This is a genomic window from Desulfoluna sp. CLI2B (assembly GCF_056847375.1).
On the sequence record NZ_CP186557.1, the window covers coordinates 186,723 to 208,405 of the forward strand.

Sequence of the window (21,683 nt, forward strand, 5' to 3'; positions counted from 1 at the left end):
CCTGGGGCACAGCCTCAGGGCGCCGGCCGAGGGCAGTCGACCGGTCTTGTCATCCCCGGTGAGGGCGACAATGCCTTGAGGGTGAACGGTGCCTGATAGGTGTACCTTGAACGATCTCTTCGTGGATGTCAATCTTGCCGGTGTGTTAGGCCATGTTTATAAGAAGGGAAAACGCGATGCCCCACATGACGAGGCCCACCAGGGTGTCGAGAATGCGCCAGGCCCTTTGCCTTCGAAAGACCGGGGCCAGCAGGTTGCCCCCCAGGCTGAGGAGAAAGAACCAGGCAAAGGAGGCCGTGGCCGCACCGAACCCGAACCAGGGGCGCTGCTCCAAAGGAAACTGGCCGCTGATGCCCCCCATGAGGATCAGGGTGTCCAGGTAAACGTGGGGGTTCAGCAGGGTGACGGCCAGGGTGGCCAGCACCGCGGTTTTAAGGGGGGTGCGTCCTGCCTCTTCCGCCTCCAGGCTGCCTCCCCGGTGTGCCGACCGGAAGGCGCAGGCTCCGTACCAGAAGAGAAAGGCGGCACCTCCCCAGGCTGCCGTCCGGGTGAGCAGGGGATGGGCGGCCACGGCCGTGCCCACCCCGAGGATGCCCACAGTGATCAACAGGGCGTCGAAAAAGCTGCATATAAGGGGGATCACCAGGTGATGGTTGCGCTTCACCCCCTGGCTGAGGACAAAGGCGTTCTGGGCGCCGATGGCGATGATCAGGCCCGCGCTGGTGCCGAACCCTTTGAGAAATGGCGAAATCATGATGTCGTGTGTCCCTTGTGATGTCAATGCCGGTGCCGCCTGAGGCTGCCGGGGTCGTTCCTGTGGAAAGCCGGGGGGCGTCAGCCTGCCCCTGCGATGATGACGCCCCCTTTGTAGGGGGATCCGATTGTAAAAGTAAAATTAATTATATATATACATCATAAGAAAAATGAATAATGTGACGGGGCCTCGCCTGCCCTATTGAGAGCGGCTTTTTAAGAACTTTTCGGAGCACGCCATGTACGATTACAAGCTGATAGAGGCCATGGCACGTGTGGTCCTGGAGGGGGGCTTTGAAAGGGCGTCCAGGGTTCTCAACATCTCGCAGTCTGCTGTCTCACAACGGGTCAAGCTCCTGGAAGAGCAGGCCGGTCAGGTGTTGTTGAGCCGGACAGCCCCACCGTCTCCCACCCGGGCCGGTGAGCTCTTCCTGGCACATTACTTTAAGGTGTCCCATCTGGAGGCAGACCTGGGCGAGACCCTGGCCCCGGGGGCAGATGAAGGCTTTCACACCCTCACCGTGGGGGTCAACGCAGACAGCCTGGAAACCTGGCTCCTGCCCGGGCTTGCCGCGTTTCTGGAGAAAGAGCGAGTCCTCCTTGATTTCTGCGTGGATGATCAGGACGAGACCCTGCGGTTTCTAAAGAGCGGGGAGACCGTGGGCTGCATCACCTCCAGTGCGGAGCCGGTCCAGGGGTGCCGCATGGCCTACCTGGGGGCCATGGTTTACCGCATGGTGGCGTCCCCTTCCTTTGCCGGGCGCTGGTTTGGCGACGGGTTCGGTTCGGGGGCTGCGGCTCGGGCCCCGGCGGTGCTCTTTAATCGCAAGGATGAACTCCATGGACGGTTTCTCAAGGCCTGGTTGTCAGATCCTCCCACGTCCTTTCCCCGTCATTACGTCCCCTCGTCTGCAAGTGTGGTGACCACCATTGTCCAGGGCATGGGGTACGGCATGGTGCCCATGCAGCAGGCCTCGCCCCTGCTTGCCGCCGGTGCGCTCACGGATGTGGCCCCGGGCAGGGAGATAAAGGTTCCGCTGTACTGGCATGTCTGGAATGTGAAGTCGGCGCTTTTGGAGCGGTTCTCCCATGGACTGGTGGAGGGGGCCCGTTGCACCCTCCTTCAGGACACGCCCGGCGAATCGCCGTGACGGCAGGGCGACGAGGCGAAATGAGAGACACGTCGCCTTCACGGTGTGGGATTGATGGGCGTGATGCCCCGCCATTCGGTGCATTACAGGGGGCTGGTCGGTGCCGATGCCGCGGGTGGGCACGGACAAGGAGTGCGTCTTTTCGTCAACTGGGAATAAAGGTTTTGTCAACTGTGACGAAAAGTACATTAAGGAAAGGCTTGATGGGGACGTCAGGGTTCGGGGGAAACAATTCACACGGCTGCGTCATGTGGGCCGCCTCTCGGTGTTTTGTATCAGCCTGAAATACATTGAGATTGACCGGCTGTTTTGGGCTTGGGATTGCGCCGCAGCTCGGTGCGTGAGCCCCGTTCATTCCGTGTGGGGTGTGCGGTGCTTTTACGAAACACGCAGGGGACATGTGAATGATCAATTTCTCATCATCAACGATGCGCAGACAGACGGGGGGGCGAACCGGACGTTTACGCCCATGCGCCTTTTGTTGCCTGTGCCCTGTGGCGGTGCTGTTTTGCCTGGTGGTTTATCTTTCGGTCTCCTTAGCCGCTCCTCCGGTTCCGGATCCCCTGACCCCGGAGCAGCGCCAGTGGCTCGAAGCCCGCAAGGGCCAACTCACCCTGGCCTTTGAACCCAACTGGCCCCCGGCCTCCTTTATTGGCGATGAGGGGCAGGTGCAGGGCATCGCCCCTGAGTACATCTCCCTTATCGAAGAAAAACTGGGCTTTGAGTTTACCCGGGTGCGCTACGCCACCTGGGCCGAGATTCTCCGGGCCGGGTACCGGGGCGAGGTGGACGTGATCCCCTCCATAGCCCGGCTTTCTTCCCGGGAGCCGCACCTGGCGTTCACGCGGACCTATTTCCAGATGCCCACCACCATTGTAACGGGGCCGGAAACAACGGGGGGCATCAACCTGGAGGGCTTGGTGGGCAAGCGGGTCTGCGTGCTGAAAGGGAGCGTGGACCATGAGATCCTGTCCAGAAAGTATCCGGGGATTCTGGTGGACCCCGTGGATTATACCCTTGAGGGGCTTCTCAAGGTGGATCGCCGGGAGGCCGAGGGCCTGGTGTCCGATGTGGCCTCCACTTCTTACCTGATAGAGAAGCACGGCCTGGTGCGGCTTCAGACCCTGGGATACACCCACTACAGCTACGAGATCTGCATGGGCATCTCCCGTCAGCAGCCCATGCTGGTGGATATCATGAACCGGGGCCTCTCCTTGATTTCGCCGGAAGAGAAACGGGATATTTTCAAAAAGTGGCTCTACCTGAAAACCCACCCCGTCTACAGGGACCCTTCCTTTCGTACCTATGCCATCGGCCTGGTGGTGTGCCTGGTTGTTGCGGTCCTCGGTGGGTTTTTTGTCTGGAACCGGAGCCTGCGTCACGCCGTGGACCGTGCCACCCGGCTGAGCCGAAGGGCGGAAGAGTCCCTTCGGGCCCAGGCCTCGGAGCTGGAGGGGGCCAGGCAGCGGGTGGCCCGGGCCAACCTGGAGCTGACCCAGGTTTTCAACGCCTCCATCCCCATGCTGATCATTGACCGAAGGTTTCGCCTGCTTCGCATGAACAGCACCTTCAGCGAGCTTTTTGGTGAGGATGCCTCCCTTGCCGTGGGCAAGCACTGCTACGAGGTGATTCGCAGCGACATGTGCCGCACCGACGCCTGCCCCCTGGTCCAGGCGCTTTCAGGAGTCACCCCCGTGCGGGGGGAGAGCCTTTTTTCCACGGCGAGTCGGGAGGGCATCCCCTGCATGGTGGCCGCCAACCCGCTCACGGACCGGGACGGTCGCCTTCTGGGCATTGTGGACAGTTTTATCGATATCTCCCGTCTTTTCCAGGCCGAAGAGGAAAAGGAGCTGCTGCGTGCCCAACTCCGGAACTCCCAGAAGATGGAGGCCCTGGGCACCCTGGCCGGGGGCATTGCCCACGACTTCAACAATATTCTCTCCCCCATTATCGGGTACGCGGAGATGACCCAGCTTTCGCTGCCCCCGGACAGTCGGGAGGCGGAGAACATGACGGGCATCCTCAAGGCCTCCCAGCGGGCGCGGGACCTGGTGCGAAGGATCCTGACCCTCTCCAGGCGCCATCAGTCCGAACTCAAACCGGTCCATGTCCAGGCCGTGGTCCAGGAGGCCCTGACCCTCCTGCGCTCCACCCTGCCCAGCACCATCGCCATCCGGGAGAGGCTCCACGCCGAAGGCCGCCTGATATTCGGGGACCCCACCCATGTGCACCAGGTCATCATGAACCTGGGGACCAACGCTTACCACGCCATGGAAGGCATGGGGGGCGGGACCCTGGAGGTGGCCCTGGAGACTGTATTTATGAACGAGAATGAATCGCCGTTTCCGGGAAACCCCTCCGGCTCCTGCCTGAGGCTTGTGGTGAAGGACTCGGGGGTGGGCATGGACGCGGCCAGCCGAGACAGGATCTTCGACCCGTATTTTACCACCAAGGAGGAGGGCAAGGGCACGGGCCTGGGGCTCTCCGTTGTCCACGGCATCGTCCGGGAGTGCGGCGGCACCATCACCGTGGACAGCGAGCCGGGCAAGGGCAGCACATTTACCCTCTGCTTTCTCGAAGTGGAAGGGGAGGCCTTGCTTCCGGAACCCGTTTCCGCCGAGGCCCCTCCCAGGGGCCGCGAGACGGTCCTGGTGGTGGACGACGACGAAGAACTCGCCTTTTTGCTCAAGCGGATGCTGAGGCGGGCCGGGTACCGGGTGTCGGTGTTTACGGAGAGCAAAAAGGCGCTGGACCATTACCGGGCGAGTCGGGGCAACTACGATATCGTGGTGAGCGACATGACCATGCCGGGCATGACCGGTATGGCCCTGACACGGGAGATCAAGGCTATGACGCCTGGGATACCGGTGATCCTCTGCACGGGCTACAACGACCGCAGGGCCCGGCAGGCAGCCGAGACCATCGGCGTTCGGACATTTTTGATGAAACCCGTGGAGATGCACACCCTGCTCACAGCCGTGCGGCAGGAGCTGGACGCGGGTGATGAGGCGTGGACACCGTCAAAATCCGGTTAAATCCGATGCCCAGCGGGCACAAAGTAAAAGCCAAAAGCGATGTCTTTTATTGTGAAAGTGCATGGCAAAACCAGCCTCCGGCGGCAAGGTGGGGGCACCTTGAAACCCTATGGCGAAGGCATGGAGGCCGTTGCCATGCGAACGCTGTCAGGGCATTCGCGTGAAGGGTGAAGTCCGGCAACCGTCAAGGCAGGGGAGGCCCATGTCATTCTTCTAAAAACATGACGCGGGCGTTCTCAGACTCGTTTGAGTTTTACCGGAATAATTGCCGGTGACAAGGGTGGAGCAACCACTTAAATGAAATGCCCTGAACGCAGGTTGCAAATGCGCTTTGTCCGTCGGGAAAAGTCACATTCAACGTTTATAACGGAAGCCATTCAAGACGAAATGTTAAGATCTGTTTGTTAAACTTTTTAAACGTTTAGCCCCCGGCAGGGCCGCCGGGGGCGTCTTTTTATCCTTTTTTCCGTGCCATGCAGCGGATGCCGTCCCCCCTTCGGGCCGGGACAAAGCATCGACAACAGGAGTTGCACAGGGCGGGGGCGGTGTCTCCCTGTTTCCATCGGGCGATGAGGTTGGGCTCCCGGATGAGGGGGCGGGAGAGACTGATGAGGTCGGCCCGGCCTTCGTCGTGCATGGCAAGGGCGGTCTCAAGGGAGCGGATGCCGCCCACGAGCATCACGGGGACCTGCACCGACTCCTTGACGGCTTTGCCTGCATCGCGGAAGTAGGCTTCCTTTTCCGGGGCGTCGATGCGGGGCCGGATGGGGGCAAGTTCCCCGCTTTCCGGAGTGCCGCCGCTTACCTCGATGGCGTCGATCCCCTCGTGGGCCAGACGGACGGCCACGGCGCAGGCCTCGTCCAGGGTAAAGCCGCCCTTGACGTGATCGGCGCTGTTGAGCTTGATGAGCACCGGGTAGTCGGGGCCCACGGCGTCACGGATGGCGGTGGTGACCTCCAGGAGTAAGCGCATGCGGTGCTCCACGGGGCCGCCGTACCAGTCGCTACGACGGTTTTCCAGGGGCGAGAGGGACTGGCTGAGAAGGTAGCCGTGGGCGCTGTGGATCTGCACCCCGTCGAAACCGGCTTTTTTGGCCCTGACGGCTGCCTCGGCAAAGGCGGTGACCACCAGCTTGAAATCGCAGGGGCCCATCTCTTTTACCGGGGGCTCTTCGGCGCCGGTGACGGAGATGATGCGGGGGGGACGGCCCGACTCGTCGGTGTTGGCGCGCCTTCCGGCATGGGCCAGCTGGGCCACGATTTTCCCGTTGCGGGCGTGGACCGCCTCCACCATCTTGGTGAGCCCGGGGAGAAACGCGTCGTCGTGGATACCCAATTGTTTCGGGCCTGCCTTGCCTTCGAGTTCCACAAAGGCGTGGCCCGTGATGATGAGGCCCACACCGCCGTCGGCCAGGGTGGCCATGCAGTCGATGAGCCGTTGGGTAACGCAGCCGTCGGGCCCGGCCATCCCTTCCCAGGTGGCGGACCGGACAAAGCGGTTGGCAAGGGTCATGCCGTTGATGGTCATGGGGTCGAAAAGGGGGTGCATTGCGATCTCCTGTCTGGTGTATCAGATATCAATTGTCCTGATGAAGCTATATCAAATGGATGTGATCACGCCAATAAAAATGTGGCGTCCCTTGTCCGGCCACGGAAGGTCAACCCGATGTCGGCGGGGGAACCGTCTTTTCCACAGGGGTGCCGCCGTATCCTCCCACGGTGACCCCGGTGGGTCTTTTCTCATCACAGGCAAGGAGGACATCCATGCGGGACGGGCTGCCCATGGCGTGTCCCTGCTCGAAGATGTAGCGCTCCTGCTGGTGACCGTTCATCCACAGGTAGGCGGCCAGGGCTCCGCTGGCGCTTCCGGTGGCCGACTCCTCATCAATGCCGTATGCCGGGGCAAAGTTCCGGCAGCATGCGGTATGGGCGGGGTTCCGGGGCTCCATGCAAAAGAGGTGGAACCCCACGGTGTCGGTTTCGGTGTTAAAGGCTGCCATGGCCCCGAGGTCCGGTGCGACCGCTTCAAGGAGTCCCCGTGAGGGCAGGGGGACAAGGATGTCCGTGAGGCCTGTGGACACGGGCTGGATGGGCAGGCCCGTTGCGGTGAGGTCCTCGGGCGCAAGCCCCAGGATGGGGGCCATCCGGGCCGGATCAAGTATCGGATTGAAGACAGGGGGTTTTTGATCCATCCACACCGCCCCGGAGTTATCCAGGGTAACGCTGATCTCTCCTTCCCTGAGCCCTTGACGATGTCGTCCCGGCCGCACAAGGCCCAGGTGGGCCATGACAGTCCAGGCCGCCACAGTGGCGTGGCCGCAGAGATCCACCTCAGCCACCGGGGTAAAATAGCGGATTACAGGGCAACTGCTCAAGAGATCCGAAACAAAGGCGGTTTCCGAGAGCCCCACGTTGCGGGCCAGGGCCTGCATGGCGGCCTCGTCCATGTCGTCGGCGAAAATCGCCACCCCTGCACCGTTTCCACCGCACCCGGCGTCGGTATAGGCTTGCTGAAGAAAGAGTCGCATCATACTGATTTTGATAGCACGCCGGAGCAACGGGGAAAAGCAGAAACATGGACAAGTAACAACAACGGTTCCTGTTGCGTCGAAGCTTGTGATCCAGCCCGCAGAAATCATCAAGGTTTATGCCGGGCGAAGCCCGAGTCGAAGGCCCTTGCGCTTTGGCCCGAGGAACGAGGGACAAAGCGCAAGGGCAATATGCTTTCGAGGTGGCTCACCTCGCCGCCGGAGGCATGCTTTTAATGCTGGCTTTGCCATAGACGTCTGCTTTTCTCAATGGCTGGCGCTGATGTCATTGATATTATCATTTTGACATCCGGGGGGCGCCCACACCATTCTACCGTTTACCCCTGAATTCCCCTTACCATGACAGGAGAGACCATTCTCGTGAAAACAGGAAGCCTGCGATCCTTTTCCGACCCTTCCCAATCCATTCTTCCTCGGTGCACCGGCTGCGGCAAGTGCCGGGTGGGGTGCGCTTTTTTGAAAGAGCACGGAAGCCCCCTGGAGATTCGGGAGCTTTTGGAGACCCGGCCGGAGGAGGCCCTTCGCCTGGCATTCCTCTGCTCTCTGTGCGGGCTCTGCACGGCGGTCTGTCCCGAAGGGGCGGATCCCGCGGCCTTTTTTCTTGCCTTGCGGCGGGAAGCTGCGGAGAGCGGCACGGTGGATTTCTCCTCTTATTCCCGCCTCCTTGCCTACGAGGCCCGGGGGGTGTCCAAACGGTTTACCTGGGCCCATCTGCCCGAGGGGTGCGATACGATCTTTTTTCCGGGGTGCGGCCTGTCGGGAACACGGGCCCACAAGACCTTTCGCGTCTGGCAGTACATCAGGGAACAGGTCCCCCAGGCGGGCCTGGTTCTGGATTGCTGCACCAAGCCCTCCCATGACCTGGGGCGGCAGGGGGCCTTTGAGAACGCCTTCGGGGAGGCCGCATCGTCCGGATTGGGGGCGTGCGCCGCGTGGTGGTGGCTTGCCCCAACTGCTTCAAGGTGTTTCATCAGTACGGCACGGGCCTTGAGACCCAGAGCGTCTATGAGCTCATGGCAGGGGACGCGGACCTTGTCCCAACATCTGTAAGCGGGGCGTTGAGGATGCACGATCCCTGTGCGGTGCGGTTTGAAGAAGGGATCCACGGGGCGACCCGGGAGCTGGTCCTGCGAAGCGGGGTGTCCCTGGTGGAGTCCGCCCGCAGCGGCAGGCGGACCCTCTGCTGCGGGGAAGGGGGCGCAGTGGGGGCGGTCTGTCCCGGCCATGCCGAGGCCTGGCGCCAGAGGATTCAAGGGGATCGGGCCGGAGAGGCGGTCCTCACCTACTGCTCGGGGTGCGCCTCGCGTCTCGGCGGCCGGGGAGGCGCCCGGCATCTCCTGGATTTGTTTTTTAATGACGGCAACACGATTCCCAAAGCCACCGGGAGCCCTCTGACCTATCTTCACCGCCTGGGGCTCAAAAGGCGGGTGAAAAAGATCTCGGAGCCTGCAGTGACCCGTGAGCGGCACGTCTCCATGGGCGGTGGCCCAAAGGGTGCATGGTGGGTCAAGGGGTTGATCCTCATGGCCCTCATCGGCATGGCAGCCGCTTTGAAAATCTCAGGCTTCACGGATTCTTTGGCCCCGGAGGCGGTGAGGCAATGGGTGGAAGGCTACGGCCTTGCCGCGCCCCTTATTTTTGTGGCCCTCTACTGCATCGGGCCCTGCCTGCTTCTTCCGGCAAGTCCCCTCACCCTTGCCGCAGGTCTTCTGTTCGGTCCGGTCATGGGGCTGGCCTGCACCATGGTGGGGGCCACGGGCGGTGCCACCCTGGCCTTTCTCGTCTCCCGCTACCTGGCAGGGGACTGGGTGCGCGGGAAGGTGGCGGGCACCGGCCTGGAGCGCCTGGACCGCAAGGTGGCCGAGGAGGGGTGGAAGGTGGTGGCCTTTACCCGCCTGGTGCCTGTGTTTCCTTTTGTTCTCCTTAACTACGCATTCGGGCTGACCCGGGTGCGACTCTCCCACTACGTGGGGGCCACCGTTGTCTGCATGTTTCCCGCCACCCTTGCCTTTATTCTCTTTTCCAGCTCCCTGCTGGACCTTCTCCAGGGGCGGATTACCGCGCCCTTTGTGGGGGGATTTCTCCTTTTGTGTGCCGTGGGCACGATTCCTTTTCTCGTGAAGCGTTTCTGGAAGAAGGCTCCGTGATACGGCCTCGACAAACAGGTTGTAAGGGGCTATGATACCGGTGCGTTAAGCGGATGAAAGGAGGGGTATGGCGCGTGCTCGGGCTTTGCTTACCGGTGTCTCTCTGTTTTACCTTACCTTCTGGGTCCCCCTGGCGGCGGTTGTTTACACGCCGTTCTGGTACGATGCCGCCTGCGGGATCCACGGCCGCTGCGTGCGCCTGAAAGCCGGGCCGCCCAGGGTTCTGGTCCGGGAGCTGACCTCTTTTCTCTCCCATGGCGGGGCCCTTGCCCATGGGGCATGGACGGCCAAAGAGCGCCGTCACCTGGCAGAAGCCCGGGACCGGCTGGATCTTGCTGCGGTGGTCGCGGCGGCAGCCCTTCTCAGTCTTGCCTTTGCCGCGACCCCGTCTTTGCTCAGGGGCAGTGCCCTGGTCAACCTTGTTCTGTTCCCATTGCTTTCGGGAATCTTTCCGTTTTTTACCACCTTCTGGCGGGACCTGTTTCACCCGCTTCTTTTTTCCAATCAACTCTGGCTCAACACCCCTTTGGATGTCTCCTATTACCTGATGCCCAGGCTGTTTTTCTTCTGGACTCTGGCCCTGGGCATCGGCGCTGCCGTGGCTGCCAACCTTTTGGTTTTGGCGTGTACGCGGACCATGAAACAAAGGGGCACGGACCGGACCACAACGACAGGAGGCAACATGGCGCGTATCGGCTGGGTGGCAGTGGGTTTGGTGGCAGGTGTTCTTTTGACCTTGGGGGCCCGGATGGTCGTGGGCAAAGGGGATGTCCCGGAGCATGGGACGGATACAGCGGCCCTTGAAGAGACGGTGGCCGGTCAGCACGGCAGTGCGGCCGAGGCCCAAAGCGGTGAAACCGGAGTGAAACCGGTGGTCCGGGAGTCTGAAAAGCAGGAGCCCTTTATGCCGGACATGGACCGCATGCGGGCAAGCCTTCCCGACAACCTGGCCATTCCGCCCCAGACCGAGGAGGAGCGGTGGCAGCGGGAGGAGGAGAAAAAGTCCCGCAACGAGCTTTTCGGACGTATCAGCGCCAACATCGCCTCCGAGGACGAGGTCCACAGCTACTACGACGAGCAGGCCCTTCTGACACGGGACAGCATCGCCATGCTGGAGTGGATTTTAAGGGAACATAAGGGCGAGATGAGCCAGCGGGACCTGGCCCAGCATCAATTTTTGCTGGAGCAGTTCAAGAAACGGCTGGAGGCCATTCCGGAGCGGGAAGCGCGGGCCCTGGATCGGATCGAAACCAAGCAGGCCAACGGGTAAGGGCCGAAGGAACCACAGGGACAAGAGGGCCCAGGGAAAAAGCAGGCCCCCGGCAGGGCTGCCGGGGGCCTGAGGTGAATCGTTACGTTGTCTGTCTCTTCCGTGCCTTACAGAGCGCCCATGAGCAGGTCAAGGAGGTTCCAGAGGGGGTAGGGCCTGTTGAGCTCTTCTTCGGTGGGCTCTTCGTAGTACTGCATGGCGGCCATGCCGGCCCCGTCGTTGATGAGGCGGTCGGCGTAGTCTCCCACGTTCATGCCCGTGCCGGTGATGTCGGTGTCGTCAAAGGAGAGGATGCAGGAGCAGTGGCTGTCGTTGAAGGGGCGGTAGTAGGGGACGAAATAGCCGATGTTGCCGTTTTCAGCAAAGAGGTCGTCGTACATGGCCATGAGATAGCCCTGGTCCGCGGCCCACATGGCGTGGATCTCTTCTTTGGGCGGGTAGTCGTAGAACCGCTCGTACGAGTAGCCCGAGTAGTTGCCGTCCATGGTGAACTGGGTATGCGCCAGCTTGTCGGCGGGATACTGACGAGACAGGGCAACGCTTAAGCTGCCGTAGTCATCGGCGTTGAAATCACCGGGGATGTCCTGGCCCAGGATGTCGATGACGCTGTCCACGTTCCAGGCACTGCGGATCTTGGTGTGCAGGGGCAACGAGAACTGGGGAGAGTCTTCGGCCGTGGAGTAGATGGGACCGGAGTCGTTGAGGAGGATGGCCTCGCCCACACGATCGCCCAGGCCCTTGCGGATGAAGTGGTAGTTGAGGATGGAGCCGGCGCCTCCGGCGCTGCATCCGCTGACCATGAGCTTGGGAATGGAGTCGAAGTGGTCCTTGAAGGGCCCATTGGTCATCCAGTTGATAATTCCCTGGGTGTTGGTGTAGCCGTTGTGGTGCCACTCCAGGCTCTCATCGGAATCCTCGGATTCGTAGGTGGCGGTGTTGTTGCCGATGAAGATGTCCCCGGTGCAGTAGGGAACAAAGATGATGGTCCAGCCCTGGGTGTCCACACGCTCCCAGGGGTGGGCGCGAAAGATAAAGGGCGACATGATGGCGGGGATGGAGAACCCGTCCATGTAGTCGTCGGGGATGCCGTTGGGGTTGGCCGCACCCCGGATCCCGCTTTGTCCCGAGCAGCTGGGATAGTCCCAGCAGGCCCCGCCGGCCTCAAAATAGATAAGCACATTGTCACTGGTCAAAGACGGGTTGACGAAGAATTTGTAAGGGGACCCGTTTCCGCACACATACTCCACGTCTCCCTCGGGTTCAAGCTGCACAAGGTTCCACTGGTAGTACTTGATGTCCTCGTCGCAGCCCCCGAAAAGGAAGGGGAGCAAAAGCACGATGACCAAAAAAGGGATAACGGACCATCTGCGCATGGCTACATTCTCCTGATTTTGGGTTGGTGGGGTGCCCACGCGGGAAGGGTCCGAAGATCGCCCTGAAAGGGCCGACGCCGGTTGTTGCACGGGGATGACACAGGGAGCCGGTTTCTCTCATGTCGCGTGTGCACGGCATGTCATGGGCGGGGGGGAGGCTCCGGTGGCGGTGTGTGGCCCTGGCGGCTGAGGAATGGGATGAATTGCATTTGGTCTATTAAACGCCGTTCAAATGAAAAAATCAACAATTGATTCATTTCGTTAGGGATGCCCGCGGCTCAACGGCCGTGATGGTAACAAAGCCGTCGTCGTAAAGGGGAGACACCGGGGGATCCAGGTGAGGGGTGAGGCAATCGGCCACGCTCACAAGGTGGATGGGGCGGTCCATGGCACCTATTGTGGCTGCCAGTTTTCGGTAGAGGGGAAGGGTCGTCTCCGAAGGCCTTACCGGGCGGTAGAGGTAAAGGAGGGTGACGCCGGAAAGATCGGTGGCAAAGAGGTCCCCGTGGCGCCAGGAGACGCGGTGGTCGGCAATGCCCAGGATCCGTTGGAAGAGGCGCCCGGCGCTCAGGTGCCCTTTGGAGAGTTCCACCTGCAGGGTGTGGCGGTGTGGACAAAGGCACTGGAGGAGGAGACCCTGGAGGCCGTTTCCGGCGCCGAGGTCGGCCATGCATGTGTCCGGGGAGACAAGCTCCTTTGTCATGAGCAGGGGCAGGAGACCCCCGGAGAGGCCATGGAGGCCCTTTTGCTCATCCAGCTGCTTTTTTTCCTCTTCGGTGTATCCGGCTCCTGCGGTGTGGAGGGTGCGGTAGAGCTCCAGCAGGGCATACTCCTGCTCTTCGGTGTCTCCGTCGACCCGGGCTTCGGCAAGGTGGTTGCGCCAGGTTTCGGCTTCCGGGGCGAGGCGCAGGACCTCGGGGTTGCCGGCCAGGGTCATGAGGGCTTTTTCGATGACCTCCACCCCCTGTACCGTGCAGATGGTGGCCTCAAGGGCGTTGCGGATGGCGGTGAATCGGTTCTGCAAGGCGTCCATGGTCTCTCCTGGTTCAGCTGGCTCGGGGTTGGCAGCACCTGTGGTGCCGGGGCAGTTGACGGCACCTACGGCTCATAGCACAGAGAAGGGCAACTGCAACCAAAAAAAGCGTGCCTCCGGCGGCAAGGTGGGGGCACCTTGAAACCCTATGGCGAATGCATGAAGGCAGCCATTCTACCTGCGTTACCGGGGCATTCGCGTGATGTGTGACATCTGGCAACCGCCTTTGCAGAAGAGGCCCATTTCATTCTTCTAAAAACACAATGCAGACCTTTTGGGATTCGCTTGACTTCAACCGGAATAACTCCGGCGAAGACTCGACCTGATGACTTAAGACCTGTTTGTCCAACTTTTTAAACGTTTGGCCCCCGGCAGGGCCGCCGGAGGCAAATATCTAAATGCGCAGCCCTGCAAAAAAAGCCCTGCACGCGTGCAGGGCTTTTTTATTATGGCCTTTGGGTCAGCGGAATGTGTTTCGGCCTTAGTGGGCGTAAAAATCCTCCTCGGTGACCTTGTGGCTGAAGACGCTGTAGGCCCAAACCTGGTAGGCAATGACCAGGGGGATAAAGATGAGCACCACGGTGAGCATGATCTTCAGGGTCAGGGGGCTGGATGAGGCGTTGAAGGCCGTCAGGCTGAAGGCCTCGTCCAGGCTGGAGGGAAAGAGGCTGGGAAAGAGGCCGACGATGCCGTAGAAGGTGGCGCCGAAAATGGTGGTGCAGGAGGCAAACCACGCCTTGAACCAGGCCTCTTTGGCGATGAAGAACCGGATGGCCGCAAGGGCCGCCACGGTGATGGCGATGATGACAAAGAGCGCGGGCTGGGCAAGGTAGTTGCCGTAGAGGTCCGTTGCAAACCAGCTGGCGCCCAGGAAGGTGACGGCGGCCACCAGGAGGATGGGCCAGAGGATCCGTGCCGTGCGGATGGTGCGTGCCTGGAGGTCCCCTTCGGTGCGGATGCAGAGCCACAGGGCCCCGTGGAGGGTGAAGAGGAGCACGAAGAGAACGCCACCGGCCAGGCCGTAGGGGTTCAACAGGGTTAAGAGGTTGCCTTCGTAGACACCCTCTCCGTTGAAGGGGATCCCTTGGAAAATGTTGGCAAAGGCCACTCCGAAGAGGAGGGCGGGTACAAAGCTGCCGATGAAGATGGTGGTGTCCCAGACCCTTGTCCAGACCGGGCTGACGATCTGGTCCCGGAACTCAAAGGAGACGCCGCGGATGATCAGGGCAAACAGGATGAGCATCAGGGGCGTGTACAGGGCCGAGAACATAACAGCGTACACCGTGGGGAAGGCGGCGAAGGTAACGCCCCCTGCGGTGAGGAGCCACACCTCGTTGCCGTCCCACAGGGGCCCGATGGCGGCCACCATGGTGCGCTTGTCCGTTTCGCTTTTGCCGAGGAAGGGGTAGAGAGTGCCAACCCCGAAGTCAAACCCGTCGGTGATAAAAAAGATGGCCCAGAGGAGCCCCCAGAGAAAAAACCACGTTGACTGCAAAACCATGAATATATCCTCCCTAATTCAATTCTGAAGATGTGTGCTGCGTTTTCAGCTTAAGCGGCGGTTTCCTGTGCGGGTGCCGGGCCGGTTTTGGCGTGCTTGATCATGAGCCAGAAGCCCACGAAGCCCAGGAGGCCGTACACCACGATAAACCCGATGAGGCTCGCCAGGACCTGGGACGAGGCCACCGGCGATGCTGCCTGGGAGGTCTTCATGAGGCCGTAAACGATCCAGGGCTGCCGCCCCACCTCGGTAAGGACCCATCCGGCTTCGATGGTGAGCAGCGGCAGGGGAATGGCAAGGACCATGGCTGTGAGGAGCCTGCGACTCTCAAGGAGTTTGTTGCGTTTGACAAAGGCCCACACCGTGAGAAAAATCAGCAGGGTGGCGCTGCCCACCATGGTGCGGAAGGCCAGGGAGGTGATGAGCACCGGGGGCCGTTCGTCTTTGGGGATGTCCTTGAGGCCGATGATTTCGGCGTTGAAGTCATGCTTGCCCAGGAAGCTCAGGAGGCCGGGGATGCGCCCGAACTCAATGAGGTTCCGTTCGTTCTTTTCATCGGGAATGGCCAGGATAAAGGAGGGAGCCCGGGTGGTGGTTTCCCAGTGGGATTCCATGGCAGCCAGTTTGGCGGGCTGGGTGTTGGTGACGTTGACCCCGTGCATGTCGCCGGAGACGGCCACCACGATAGCGGAGACAACCCCGAAGATCAGGCCGAGGCGGAAAGCTCGTGTGAAGAGCTCCACGTTCTGCTTTTTAAGAAGGTGCCAGGCGCTGATGCCCATGACAACGAAGGCGCTGTACATGTAAGCGGCCGACAGGGTGTGAGAGATTTCCAGCAAGGCATACTTCTGGGTGATGACCGCCATGAAGTCGGTGAGTTCAGCGCGGCCGTTGCGGATGGTGTAGCCCACGGGGTTCTGCATCCAGGCGTTGGCGATGAGGATCCACACCGAGGAGAGGGAGCCGGCCAGGGCCACCAGCCACATCACCGTGGCGTGGGCTTTGGCCGAAAGCTTTTTCCAGCCGAAGATCCAGATGCCGATGAAGGTGGACTCCAGGAAAAAGGCGGCGGTGGCCTCAATGGCGAGGAGGGAGCCGAAGACGTCCCCTACGTATTCGGAGTAGCGGGACCAGTTGGTGCCGAACTGGAACTCCAGAGTTATGCCGGTGACCACCCCCAGTGCCACGTTGATGAGAAAGAGTTTTCCAAAAAATTTGGTCATGCGAAGCCAGGTCTCATCCCCTGTTTTCGCGTAGCGGGTCTCCATGATGGCCACCAGAACGGAGAGCCCCAGGGTCAATGGGACAAAAAGAAAATGGAACATGGTCGCAGCGGCAAACTGCAGACGGGAGAGCATTACGACATCCATGAATTCCTCCTTACAGCCGGGTCCAGGTCAAGGTAAATCTTTATAATTAAAGTTAGTGGTGTATACGTCGCCTCCGCACAGACGGCTTCGCGTGCCTTGCCAAAGGGGGCCATGCGAAGCCGTCGCGGGTCGGTTAGTCCTCGTGCGCGTTAACCTGTGGTGTTTTTCACATCCAGGACCTCTTTGCAGGAACGGCACGTGTGGGTCTTCTCCACCTCGTCCGAGAAGACCTCATTGACGGTCCCGCATTTTTTGCAGGTTACTTCAATGGGTTGAATGCTTTTAAAGGGCTCGTGCCCGGGACAATGTTGGGTGGTGTTCATGGGTGCCTCCTTAAGTGAAAGTGGCTCTTAAACCATCGTTCATTGTGGGTGGGCCCGGCGGTGTCAAAGGCGCGGGCCTCTGCATTCAAACAGGGACGAAACGGGTCGGCGAACCGAGTGCCAGAAAGAAAAGCAAAACATGTGCCAAAAATGAGCGCAGGCAGGGGCTCGGTCGCCGGTAACTGGGGTCGGTCAAAAGCAACCACACCGTTGGGTGCGCGGATTGGGATAAAAAACGAATAGCGGTCGGTCCGTCTGTCCAACAGGGGAATCATACGGCTTAATACCATGGGGTGCAAAGGGAAAATGCTTTTTTTTGCTGCAATCTCGAAGGGATGGGGTGATGCGACCCCGGCTGGGCCGGAGACGCTACTGTCTCGAATCGTTTTTGAGACAGGCCGGGTCGCATATGCGATACGTCCTTTTTCTAAACATTTCGGATGGGTTAAAGAAGAACGCTGTCGGGGAGCCCTTGGCGGGGCAGGGGGGAAGGCGTCCTTCTCGGGACCGGCGGCCGGTTGGAATGTCTCATTTTTCTAATGGATGGAACAGGGGCGATGGTTCATGGACAGGGCAGGTCGTCGCTTTTGGTGCCCTGCTTGGTAACGCCGGAAAGCGAAAAATAGCGCACTGACTTGACTTGTTCGGGTTAGGAATTATATATGTGTCTGAAACAGAGGCGGCTAACTGACGGAATATTAGGGGCTTTGGATGCCCCGTTTTTTTCCGGGACGGTTCGTGCCGCTGCGCCGTACCCATTGGGTGGCACGAATCTTGAAACAATTGTCCCTTGAAGTGAAGCACAAGAAAATCCGGCTCCGGGGCCTGGCGGCCTGAGATTGTCAGCGTCGCGGGGAACTCGATGTCATCAGACAAAGCCGGAGATGCAGCAGACGTCTAATCGGTTTGGAAGCGAATCGTTTCTTCGCTTTCGACACGTGATCATTTACCATTCTTTAAGGAGAAGAGAGATGGGCCTGGGTTTTAATGCAGACGAAATTTTCGAGATGGCAGAGCAGATTGAACGCAACGGAGCCAAATACTACCGCGATGCAGCCGAGGCGGTAACCAACGCAGATGATAAGGATTTCCTCGTTGAGCTGGCCGCCATGGAAGACGACCACGAAGTGACCTTTGCCGGCCTGCGAAAAGAGCTGAGCGCCGACGACAAGGCCGAGGTAACCTTTGATCCCGAAGGGGAAGCGGCCCAGTACCTCAAGGCCCTTGCCGACACCCGCGTGTTCTATGACAAGGCCATGGACCTCTCCTCCATGGAGGGCATCCTCAAAGGCGCCATCACCGCGGAAAAAGACTCCATCGTCTTTTACCTCGGCATGAAGGACATGGTCGCCGGAAACCGCGGCAAAGCCCGCATCGACGACATCATCAAAGAAGAGATGAAGCACATCAAGCTTCTTTCCGGCCGTCTTCTTGCCAACGGCAAGTAAGTGACGGCTCCCGGGGGGCTGTCGGCCCGTTGAGGGTGACTCCCCGGATATCCGGATTTCAAGGCACCTGCTTCCTTTCCATTGCACGTGAAAGGGGGCAGGTGTTTTTTTTTCGGTTTGTCACGGTTGAAGACCCATAAAGCAATGATTCAGGAGTGCCTCCTATGGTTCACGTCGGGTAAGAGCGCAAGGCCATCGATTCGGGCTGCGCCGCCACCACATTTGTTTGTCGGACGTTTCAAGGGCTTTGTCCCCCGGCAGGGCAGCCCGGGGTGACAGCAATCCGGATCGTGACAGGATAACTTCTCCTTGAAAAAAAGCTGTAAAAAGGATAAATTTCCAGAATGATTATCAATCATGCCTCAACCGGCTGCCAACGCCCCTTCTTCCTCCTCCTGAGATAGTCTGCCACTCCCCTCCGGCGTGTTACTCCCTGCAATCGGTGCCGGTTTTTCTGCTTGTGCCGGTGGTGACGTTATTTTATGCGGCGTTGCCTCCCGGTGTTCTTGATGCGTCCGCCGTTTTTTTGAATCCACGACGAGACCGGCCGTGTCGCCTGAATCACGGGCGACGGCGTTTCCGGTGACATGCATGAAGGAGGCACGGTATGACCCGACCCGCGTGGCTCACGGGAAAGACCCCTTTAAAAATCCTGGGGTGGGGAGCAGGCTTCGGCATTATGGCGACGGTGCTTCTGGTGCTTGCCTCAGGATTTATGATCGAGTCCACCAACACCGACACCTTCTGTGTCCGGTGTCATTACATGCATCCCTTCCGGGATTCCTGGCGTGCCTCTGTCCACGGCGGTAGCAACCCGCGGGGTGTGGTGGCCCAGTGCGTGGACTGTCACCTGCCCCACGACAACTACATCCAGTACCTTGTGATCAAGGCCAAAACCGGTGCAGGTCATATCTATAACCACCTGTCCATTGATCCCTACACCTACGACTGGGCAGGAAAAGCTGAGGCCAACCGCCAGGAATTTACGTTTGACAGCGCCTGCAGGGCCTGCCACATGGACCTGACACCTCCGGGGATGAGGCGGGGTGGCTTTATCGCCCATCGGGCCAAGCTGCGCGGCGAGACGGATATGACATGCTCCAAGTGCCACCCCCATGTTGGCCATCGGGACATGCTGGATATGGTGGAACGATATTTCTCCAAAGGCAAGGCCATGTAAGGCAACCGGAAACGGTTGCCTTTTTTTATGGTTCCCTTATGGGCTTTTCGGCTCCGTTGGGGGCTTTCTGTGCCAATCAGAGGGCAGTCTCCACAAGGCCATTGTCCCTGGGGACGGCTCCGCAATGTTCATACGACACGCGTGTTGATGCAAACCCAAAGTAATGTGAGGAGGTGTTCATGTTGAATTCAGGCAGACGGGTTTTGTTGTGGGGTTTTGCTTTTCTAACGGGGATGGTTGCCCACGGGGCTGCGGAGACCGGGTATCCGGACCTGGCGACCAAGGAATTCAAGATTGTCCGGGGCTACAGCCAGGAGGCCCTGGCATGCATCGAATGCCATGCGGCCAAGACCCCCGGGGTGGTGGAGGGCTGGAAGCTCAGCAAGATGGCCCATGCCGGGGTCTCGTGTTACGACTGCCACACCGTGACCAAGCGCTCGCCCATGGCCTCCCAGTGCGAGGGGCTCAAAGGGACGGACACCTTTATTTCCCCCATGGTCTCCTCCGGGACCTGCAGCCGCTGCCACCCCGTGGAGGTGGAGCAGTTTCTTAAGAGCGGCCACGCGGAGCTTGCCTCGGCACCGGTGGTGGAAAACGAGAAGTTCCTGAAGCTCATGTACCATTACGAAGGGGCCGAGTTCATCGGCAACCCCCTGGGCTCTTTTTCCAACCGGGCCGCACGGTCCAGCGGCTGCCAGATGTGCCACGGCACCCAGGTGGAGGTGGGACCCGACAACAAGCCCATCAAGGAGACCTGGCCCGGAGGTGTCGGTACCCGGTACCCGGACGGCAGCATCGGCAACTGCACGGTCTGCCACACCCGCCACCGTTTCTCCATTTCCGAGGCGCGGAAACCCGAGGCGTGTGCCAGTTGCCACCTGGGCCCGGACCACCCCAACATCGAGATCTATATCGAGAGCAAGCACGGGCAGATGTTCCTGGCCCACGGGGATGAATGGGAGTGGGACAGCGCCCCGGATACCTGGGAGCCCGGGGACTATACCGCCCCCACCTGCGCCACCTGCCACATGAGCGGTATCGGCGAGTTGGCCACCTCCCACAACGTGAACGAGCGGCTCAAGTGGGACCTGGTTCATGCGCGCAGCGAGCTCAGGAGCGGGGTCCGGGGGGACGGCAAAAAAGGCGAGGAGATGATGAAGAAGGTGTGCGCCAACTGCCACGGGACCAGCCATATCAAGGCCCAGCGGGACACCCTGGACAGCACGGTGGAGCTGTACAACTTCTACTGGGACAAGGCCGTGGCCATGAAAGAGGGGCTCCAGGCCAAGGGACTCCTGAAGGACGATCCCTGGAAAGACGGGTTCCAGGAGCTGATGTACTACCTCTGGCACCACACAGGCAGAAGGGCGCGCCACGGCGCGGCCATGGGCGGGCCGGACTATGCTCACTGGCACGGGTTTTTCCAGATCTTCCAGGTCTACAAGGACATGGAGGACCTGTATGATTTTCGTATGAAGGCCAACAAGATCGAACCGTTGAGCCCTGTGATGAGCACCGGGCCCCTCTGATAGTGGGGAACGTCGGAGACATAAGGGCGGTTCCGCATGCGGGGCCGCCCTTTCTGTGTGGCACGGATCGTGCGTAAGAAACGTCAAGGGAGGAGACGTTCGGCCCGGGCATCGCCCTGGAAAGAAAGAGACCGCGGCCCCTGGCTACAGCTTGCCGTTTTCCGCCAGGTCCTCCAGGCGCTCCACGTCCAGGATAGTGATCTCGCGTCCGGAAACCCGGATGAGTCCCTCGGAGGCCATCTTGGCCTGGATTCGGGAGAGGGTCTCGGGGATGGTGCCCAGAAGGCTTGCCAGCTGGCCTTTGGAGATGGTGAGGGTCACTTTCTCCCGGTTGTTCTGTTCTCCGGCAAGGAAGAGCAGGTGGGAGGCGATGCGTCCCGGCACCTCCTTGAGGGAGAGGTTTTCCACCTGGACGGTGAACTGCTTGAGGCGCATGGACAAGACAGCCAGGAGCTTCATGGCCAGGGCCGGTTCCTTGGCGATGAGGCGGATGAAGGCCTCCCTGGGGAAGAAGAGCAGGGTGGTCTTGGCCAGGGTGGCCGCAGAGGCCGGAAACGGGATGCCTGCAAAGACGGCCACTTCCCCGATGGGCTCCCCCGGACCGAAGACGTGGAGGATCTGCTCCTTGCCCTCGGCCGAGGCCTTGAACACCTTCACCTGGCCGTCGGCCACGATGTAGAACCCGTCTCCGGGGTCTCCGTCGGAGAAGATGAGTTCGCCTTTCCGGTACTGCTTCTGAATGGCCAGGCCGGCCAGGAGGTCCAGGTCGTGGGGCTCCAGTCCGCTGAACAGGGGAACCGAGGCGAGGATGGCTGGGATGGATCGGGACATGGGCATACATCTCTTGTGCGGTGAAGGGCCCACGTGTTGTCGGACCTGATTTAAACAGTGACCACGATTTTTTCTGTTTTTGCACGCTCCTTGACCTAAGTCAAGGTACGGGGACGGGCAGTGGGGTAGGTTGGGATCACGACGGAGAAAGCCCCTTTGCCGACAAAGCGGCTTTCTCGGCATACACGAA

General features: G+C 60.4%; 17 protein-coding genes. 8 read left to right on the top strand and 9 right to left on the bottom strand.

The window, feature by feature from the left end:
- Positions 1 to 145: 145 nt before the first annotated feature.
- Positions 146 to 754, bottom strand: a complete 609-nt coding sequence (locus tag ACOYW2_RS00935) for a LysE/ArgO family amino acid transporter (RefSeq protein ID WP_482769062.1) — start codon at positions 752 to 754, stop codon at positions 146 to 148.
- Between the two features lie 238 nt (positions 755 to 992).
- On the opposite strand from ACOYW2_RS00935, the gene ACOYW2_RS00940 reads away from it, so the two are divergent.
- Both ACOYW2_RS00940 and ACOYW2_RS00945 read left to right on the top strand, forming a co-directional pair.
- Positions 993 to 1,904, top strand: coding sequence for a LysR family transcriptional regulator ArgP (locus ACOYW2_RS00940; protein WP_482769063.1), 912 nt, complete (start codon positions 993 to 995; stop codon positions 1,902 to 1,904).
- A gap of 494 nt (positions 1,905 to 2,398) precedes the next feature.
- Complete coding sequence (locus ACOYW2_RS00945; protein ID WP_482769064.1) at positions 2,399 to 4,939, top strand: response regulator; 2,541 nt, start codon at positions 2,399 to 2,401, stop codon at positions 4,937 to 4,939.
- Between the two features lie 454 nt (positions 4,940 to 5,393).
- On the opposite strand, the gene ACOYW2_RS00950 is transcribed toward ACOYW2_RS00945, so the two are convergent.
- Positions 5,394 to 6,488 carry an NADH:flavin oxidoreductase gene (locus ACOYW2_RS00950; protein WP_482769065.1) on the bottom strand — a complete coding sequence of 365 codons (1,095 nt, stop codon included), beginning with the start codon at positions 6,486 to 6,488 and terminating at the stop codon, positions 5,394 to 5,396.
- Between the two features lie 109 nt (positions 6,489 to 6,597).
- Positions 6,598 to 7,470: a PhzF family phenazine biosynthesis protein gene (locus ACOYW2_RS00955; protein ID WP_482769066.1), complete on the bottom strand. Its 873-nt coding sequence runs from the start codon at positions 7,468 to 7,470 to the stop codon at positions 6,598 to 6,600.
- A 378-nt stretch (positions 7,471 to 7,848) separates the two neighbouring features.
- Between ACOYW2_RS00955 and ACOYW2_RS00960 the strand changes: the two genes are divergently transcribed.
- The 3 genes from ACOYW2_RS00960 to ACOYW2_RS00970 all read left to right on the top strand — a co-directional run bounded on the left by ACOYW2_RS00960 (position 7,849) and on the right by ACOYW2_RS00970 (position 10,905).
- Positions 7,849 to 8,538 (top strand): 4Fe-4S dicluster domain-containing protein, encoded by a 690-nt coding sequence (locus ACOYW2_RS00960; protein WP_482769067.1) that lies wholly within the window; start codon positions 7,849 to 7,851, stop codon positions 8,536 to 8,538.
- Positions 8,421 to 9,635: a TVP38/TMEM64 family protein gene (locus ACOYW2_RS00965; protein WP_482770964.1), complete on the top strand. Its 1,215-nt coding sequence runs from the start codon at positions 8,421 to 8,423 to the stop codon at positions 9,633 to 9,635. The genes ACOYW2_RS00960 and ACOYW2_RS00965 overlap by 118 nt, the downstream gene beginning before the upstream one ends.
- Before the next feature lie 67 nt (positions 9,636 to 9,702).
- The gene (locus ACOYW2_RS00970; protein WP_482769068.1) at positions 9,703 to 10,905 is read left to right on the top strand and encodes a hypothetical protein; all 1,203 of its coding nucleotides are present in this window, start codon (positions 9,703 to 9,705) and stop codon (positions 10,903 to 10,905) included.
- Between the two features lie 107 nt (positions 10,906 to 11,012).
- Here the strand turns inward: ACOYW2_RS00970 and ACOYW2_RS00975 are convergent, their stop codons facing one another.
- The 5 genes from ACOYW2_RS00975 to ACOYW2_RS00995 form a co-directional block, all read right to left on the bottom strand.
- Positions 11,013 to 12,278, bottom strand: a complete 1,266-nt coding sequence (locus tag ACOYW2_RS00975) for a pectin acetylesterase-family hydrolase (RefSeq protein ID WP_482769069.1) — start codon at positions 12,276 to 12,278, stop codon at positions 11,013 to 11,015.
- 253 nt (positions 12,279 to 12,531) lie between these two features.
- Entirely contained in the window at positions 12,532 to 13,311 is a 780-nt protein-coding gene (locus tag ACOYW2_RS00980; protein WP_482769070.1) for a hypothetical protein, read from the bottom strand.
- A gap of 481 nt (positions 13,312 to 13,792) precedes the next feature.
- The gene (gene cydB / locus ACOYW2_RS00985; protein WP_482414840.1) at positions 13,793 to 14,812 is read right to left on the bottom strand and encodes a cytochrome d ubiquinol oxidase subunit II; all 1,020 of its coding nucleotides are present in this window, start codon (positions 14,810 to 14,812) and stop codon (positions 13,793 to 13,795) included.
- Between the two features lie 50 nt (positions 14,813 to 14,862).
- Positions 14,863 to 16,182 carry a cytochrome ubiquinol oxidase subunit I gene (locus ACOYW2_RS00990; protein ID WP_482769071.1) on the bottom strand — a complete coding sequence of 440 codons (1,320 nt, stop codon included), beginning with the start codon at positions 16,180 to 16,182 and terminating at the stop codon, positions 14,863 to 14,865.
- A 149-nt stretch (positions 16,183 to 16,331) separates the two neighbouring features.
- Complete coding sequence (locus ACOYW2_RS00995) at positions 16,332 to 16,505, bottom strand: hypothetical protein (RefSeq protein ID WP_482769072.1); 174 nt, start codon at positions 16,503 to 16,505, stop codon at positions 16,332 to 16,334.
- 971 nt (positions 16,506 to 17,476) lie between these two features.
- Here ACOYW2_RS00995 and ACOYW2_RS01000 point away from each other — a divergent pair.
- The 3 genes from ACOYW2_RS01000 (at position 17,477) to ACOYW2_RS01010 (ending at position 20,662) form a co-directional block, all read left to right on the top strand.
- A complete protein-coding gene (locus ACOYW2_RS01000; protein ID WP_482769073.1) occupies positions 17,477 to 17,953 on the top strand; it encodes a ferritin-like domain-containing protein in 477 nt (158 codons plus the stop codon).
- Positions 17,954 to 18,560: 607 nt separating this feature from the next.
- On the top strand, positions 18,561 to 19,133 hold the full coding sequence (locus ACOYW2_RS01005) for a cytochrome c3 family protein (RefSeq protein ID WP_482414844.1): 573 nt from the start codon (positions 18,561 to 18,563) through the stop codon (positions 19,131 to 19,133).
- Between the two features lie 179 nt (positions 19,134 to 19,312).
- On the top strand, positions 19,313 to 20,662 hold the full coding sequence (locus ACOYW2_RS01010; RefSeq protein ID WP_482414845.1) for a multiheme c-type cytochrome: 1,350 nt from the start codon (positions 19,313 to 19,315) through the stop codon (positions 20,660 to 20,662).
- A gap of 144 nt (positions 20,663 to 20,806) precedes the next feature.
- Here the strand turns inward: ACOYW2_RS01010 and ACOYW2_RS01015 are convergent, their stop codons facing one another.
- Positions 20,807 to 21,493 (bottom strand): Crp/Fnr family transcriptional regulator, encoded by a 687-nt coding sequence (locus tag ACOYW2_RS01015; protein WP_482414846.1) that lies wholly within the window; start codon positions 21,491 to 21,493, stop codon positions 20,807 to 20,809.
- Positions 21,494 to 21,683: the final 190 nt, after the last annotated feature.

What these genes read in the sequence shown, in the direction of transcription:
- ACOYW2_RS00935 (WP_482769062.1), bottom strand. Translation starts at nt 754, where the DNA reads ATGATTTCGCCATTTCTCAAAGGGTTCGGCACCAGCGCGGGCCTGATC.
- ACOYW2_RS00940 (WP_482769063.1), top strand. Translation starts at nt 993, where the DNA reads ATGTACGATTACAAGCTGATAGAGGCCATGGCACGTGTGGTCCTGGAG.
- ACOYW2_RS00950 (WP_482769065.1), bottom strand. Translation starts at nt 6,488, where the DNA reads ATGCACCCCCTTTTCGACCCCATGACCATCAACGGCATGACCCTTGCC.
- ACOYW2_RS00955 (WP_482769066.1), bottom strand. Translation starts at nt 7,470, where the DNA reads ATGATGCGACTCTTTCTTCAGCAAGCCTATACCGACGCCGGGTGCGGT.
- ACOYW2_RS00970 (WP_482769068.1), top strand. Translation starts at nt 9,703, where the DNA reads ATGGCGCGTGCTCGGGCTTTGCTTACCGGTGTCTCTCTGTTTTACCTT.
- ACOYW2_RS00975 (WP_482769069.1), bottom strand. Translation starts at nt 12,278, where the DNA reads ATGCGCAGATGGTCCGTTATCCCTTTTTTGGTCATCGTGCTTTTGCTC.
- ACOYW2_RS00980 (WP_482769070.1), bottom strand. Translation starts at nt 13,311, where the DNA reads ATGGACGCCTTGCAGAACCGATTCACCGCCATCCGCAACGCCCTTGAG.
- cydB (WP_482414840.1), bottom strand. Translation starts at nt 14,812, where the DNA reads ATGGTTTTGCAGTCAACGTGGTTTTTTCTCTGGGGGCTCCTCTGGGCC.
- ACOYW2_RS00990 (WP_482769071.1), bottom strand. Translation starts at nt 16,182, where the DNA reads ATGGATGTCGTAATGCTCTCCCGTCTGCAGTTTGCCGCTGCGACCATG.
- ACOYW2_RS00995 (WP_482769072.1), bottom strand. Translation starts at nt 16,505, where the DNA reads ATGAACACCACCCAACATTGTCCCGGGCACGAGCCCTTTAAAAGCATT.
- ACOYW2_RS01000 (WP_482769073.1), top strand. Translation starts at nt 17,477, where the DNA reads ATGGGCCTGGGTTTTAATGCAGACGAAATTTTCGAGATGGCAGAGCAG.
- ACOYW2_RS01005 (WP_482414844.1), top strand. Translation starts at nt 18,561, where the DNA reads ATGACCCGACCCGCGTGGCTCACGGGAAAGACCCCTTTAAAAATCCTG.
- ACOYW2_RS01010 (WP_482414845.1), top strand. Translation starts at nt 19,313, where the DNA reads ATGTTGAATTCAGGCAGACGGGTTTTGTTGTGGGGTTTTGCTTTTCTA.
- ACOYW2_RS01015 (WP_482414846.1), bottom strand. Translation starts at nt 21,493, where the DNA reads ATGTCCCGATCCATCCCAGCCATCCTCGCCTCGGTTCCCCTGTTCAGC.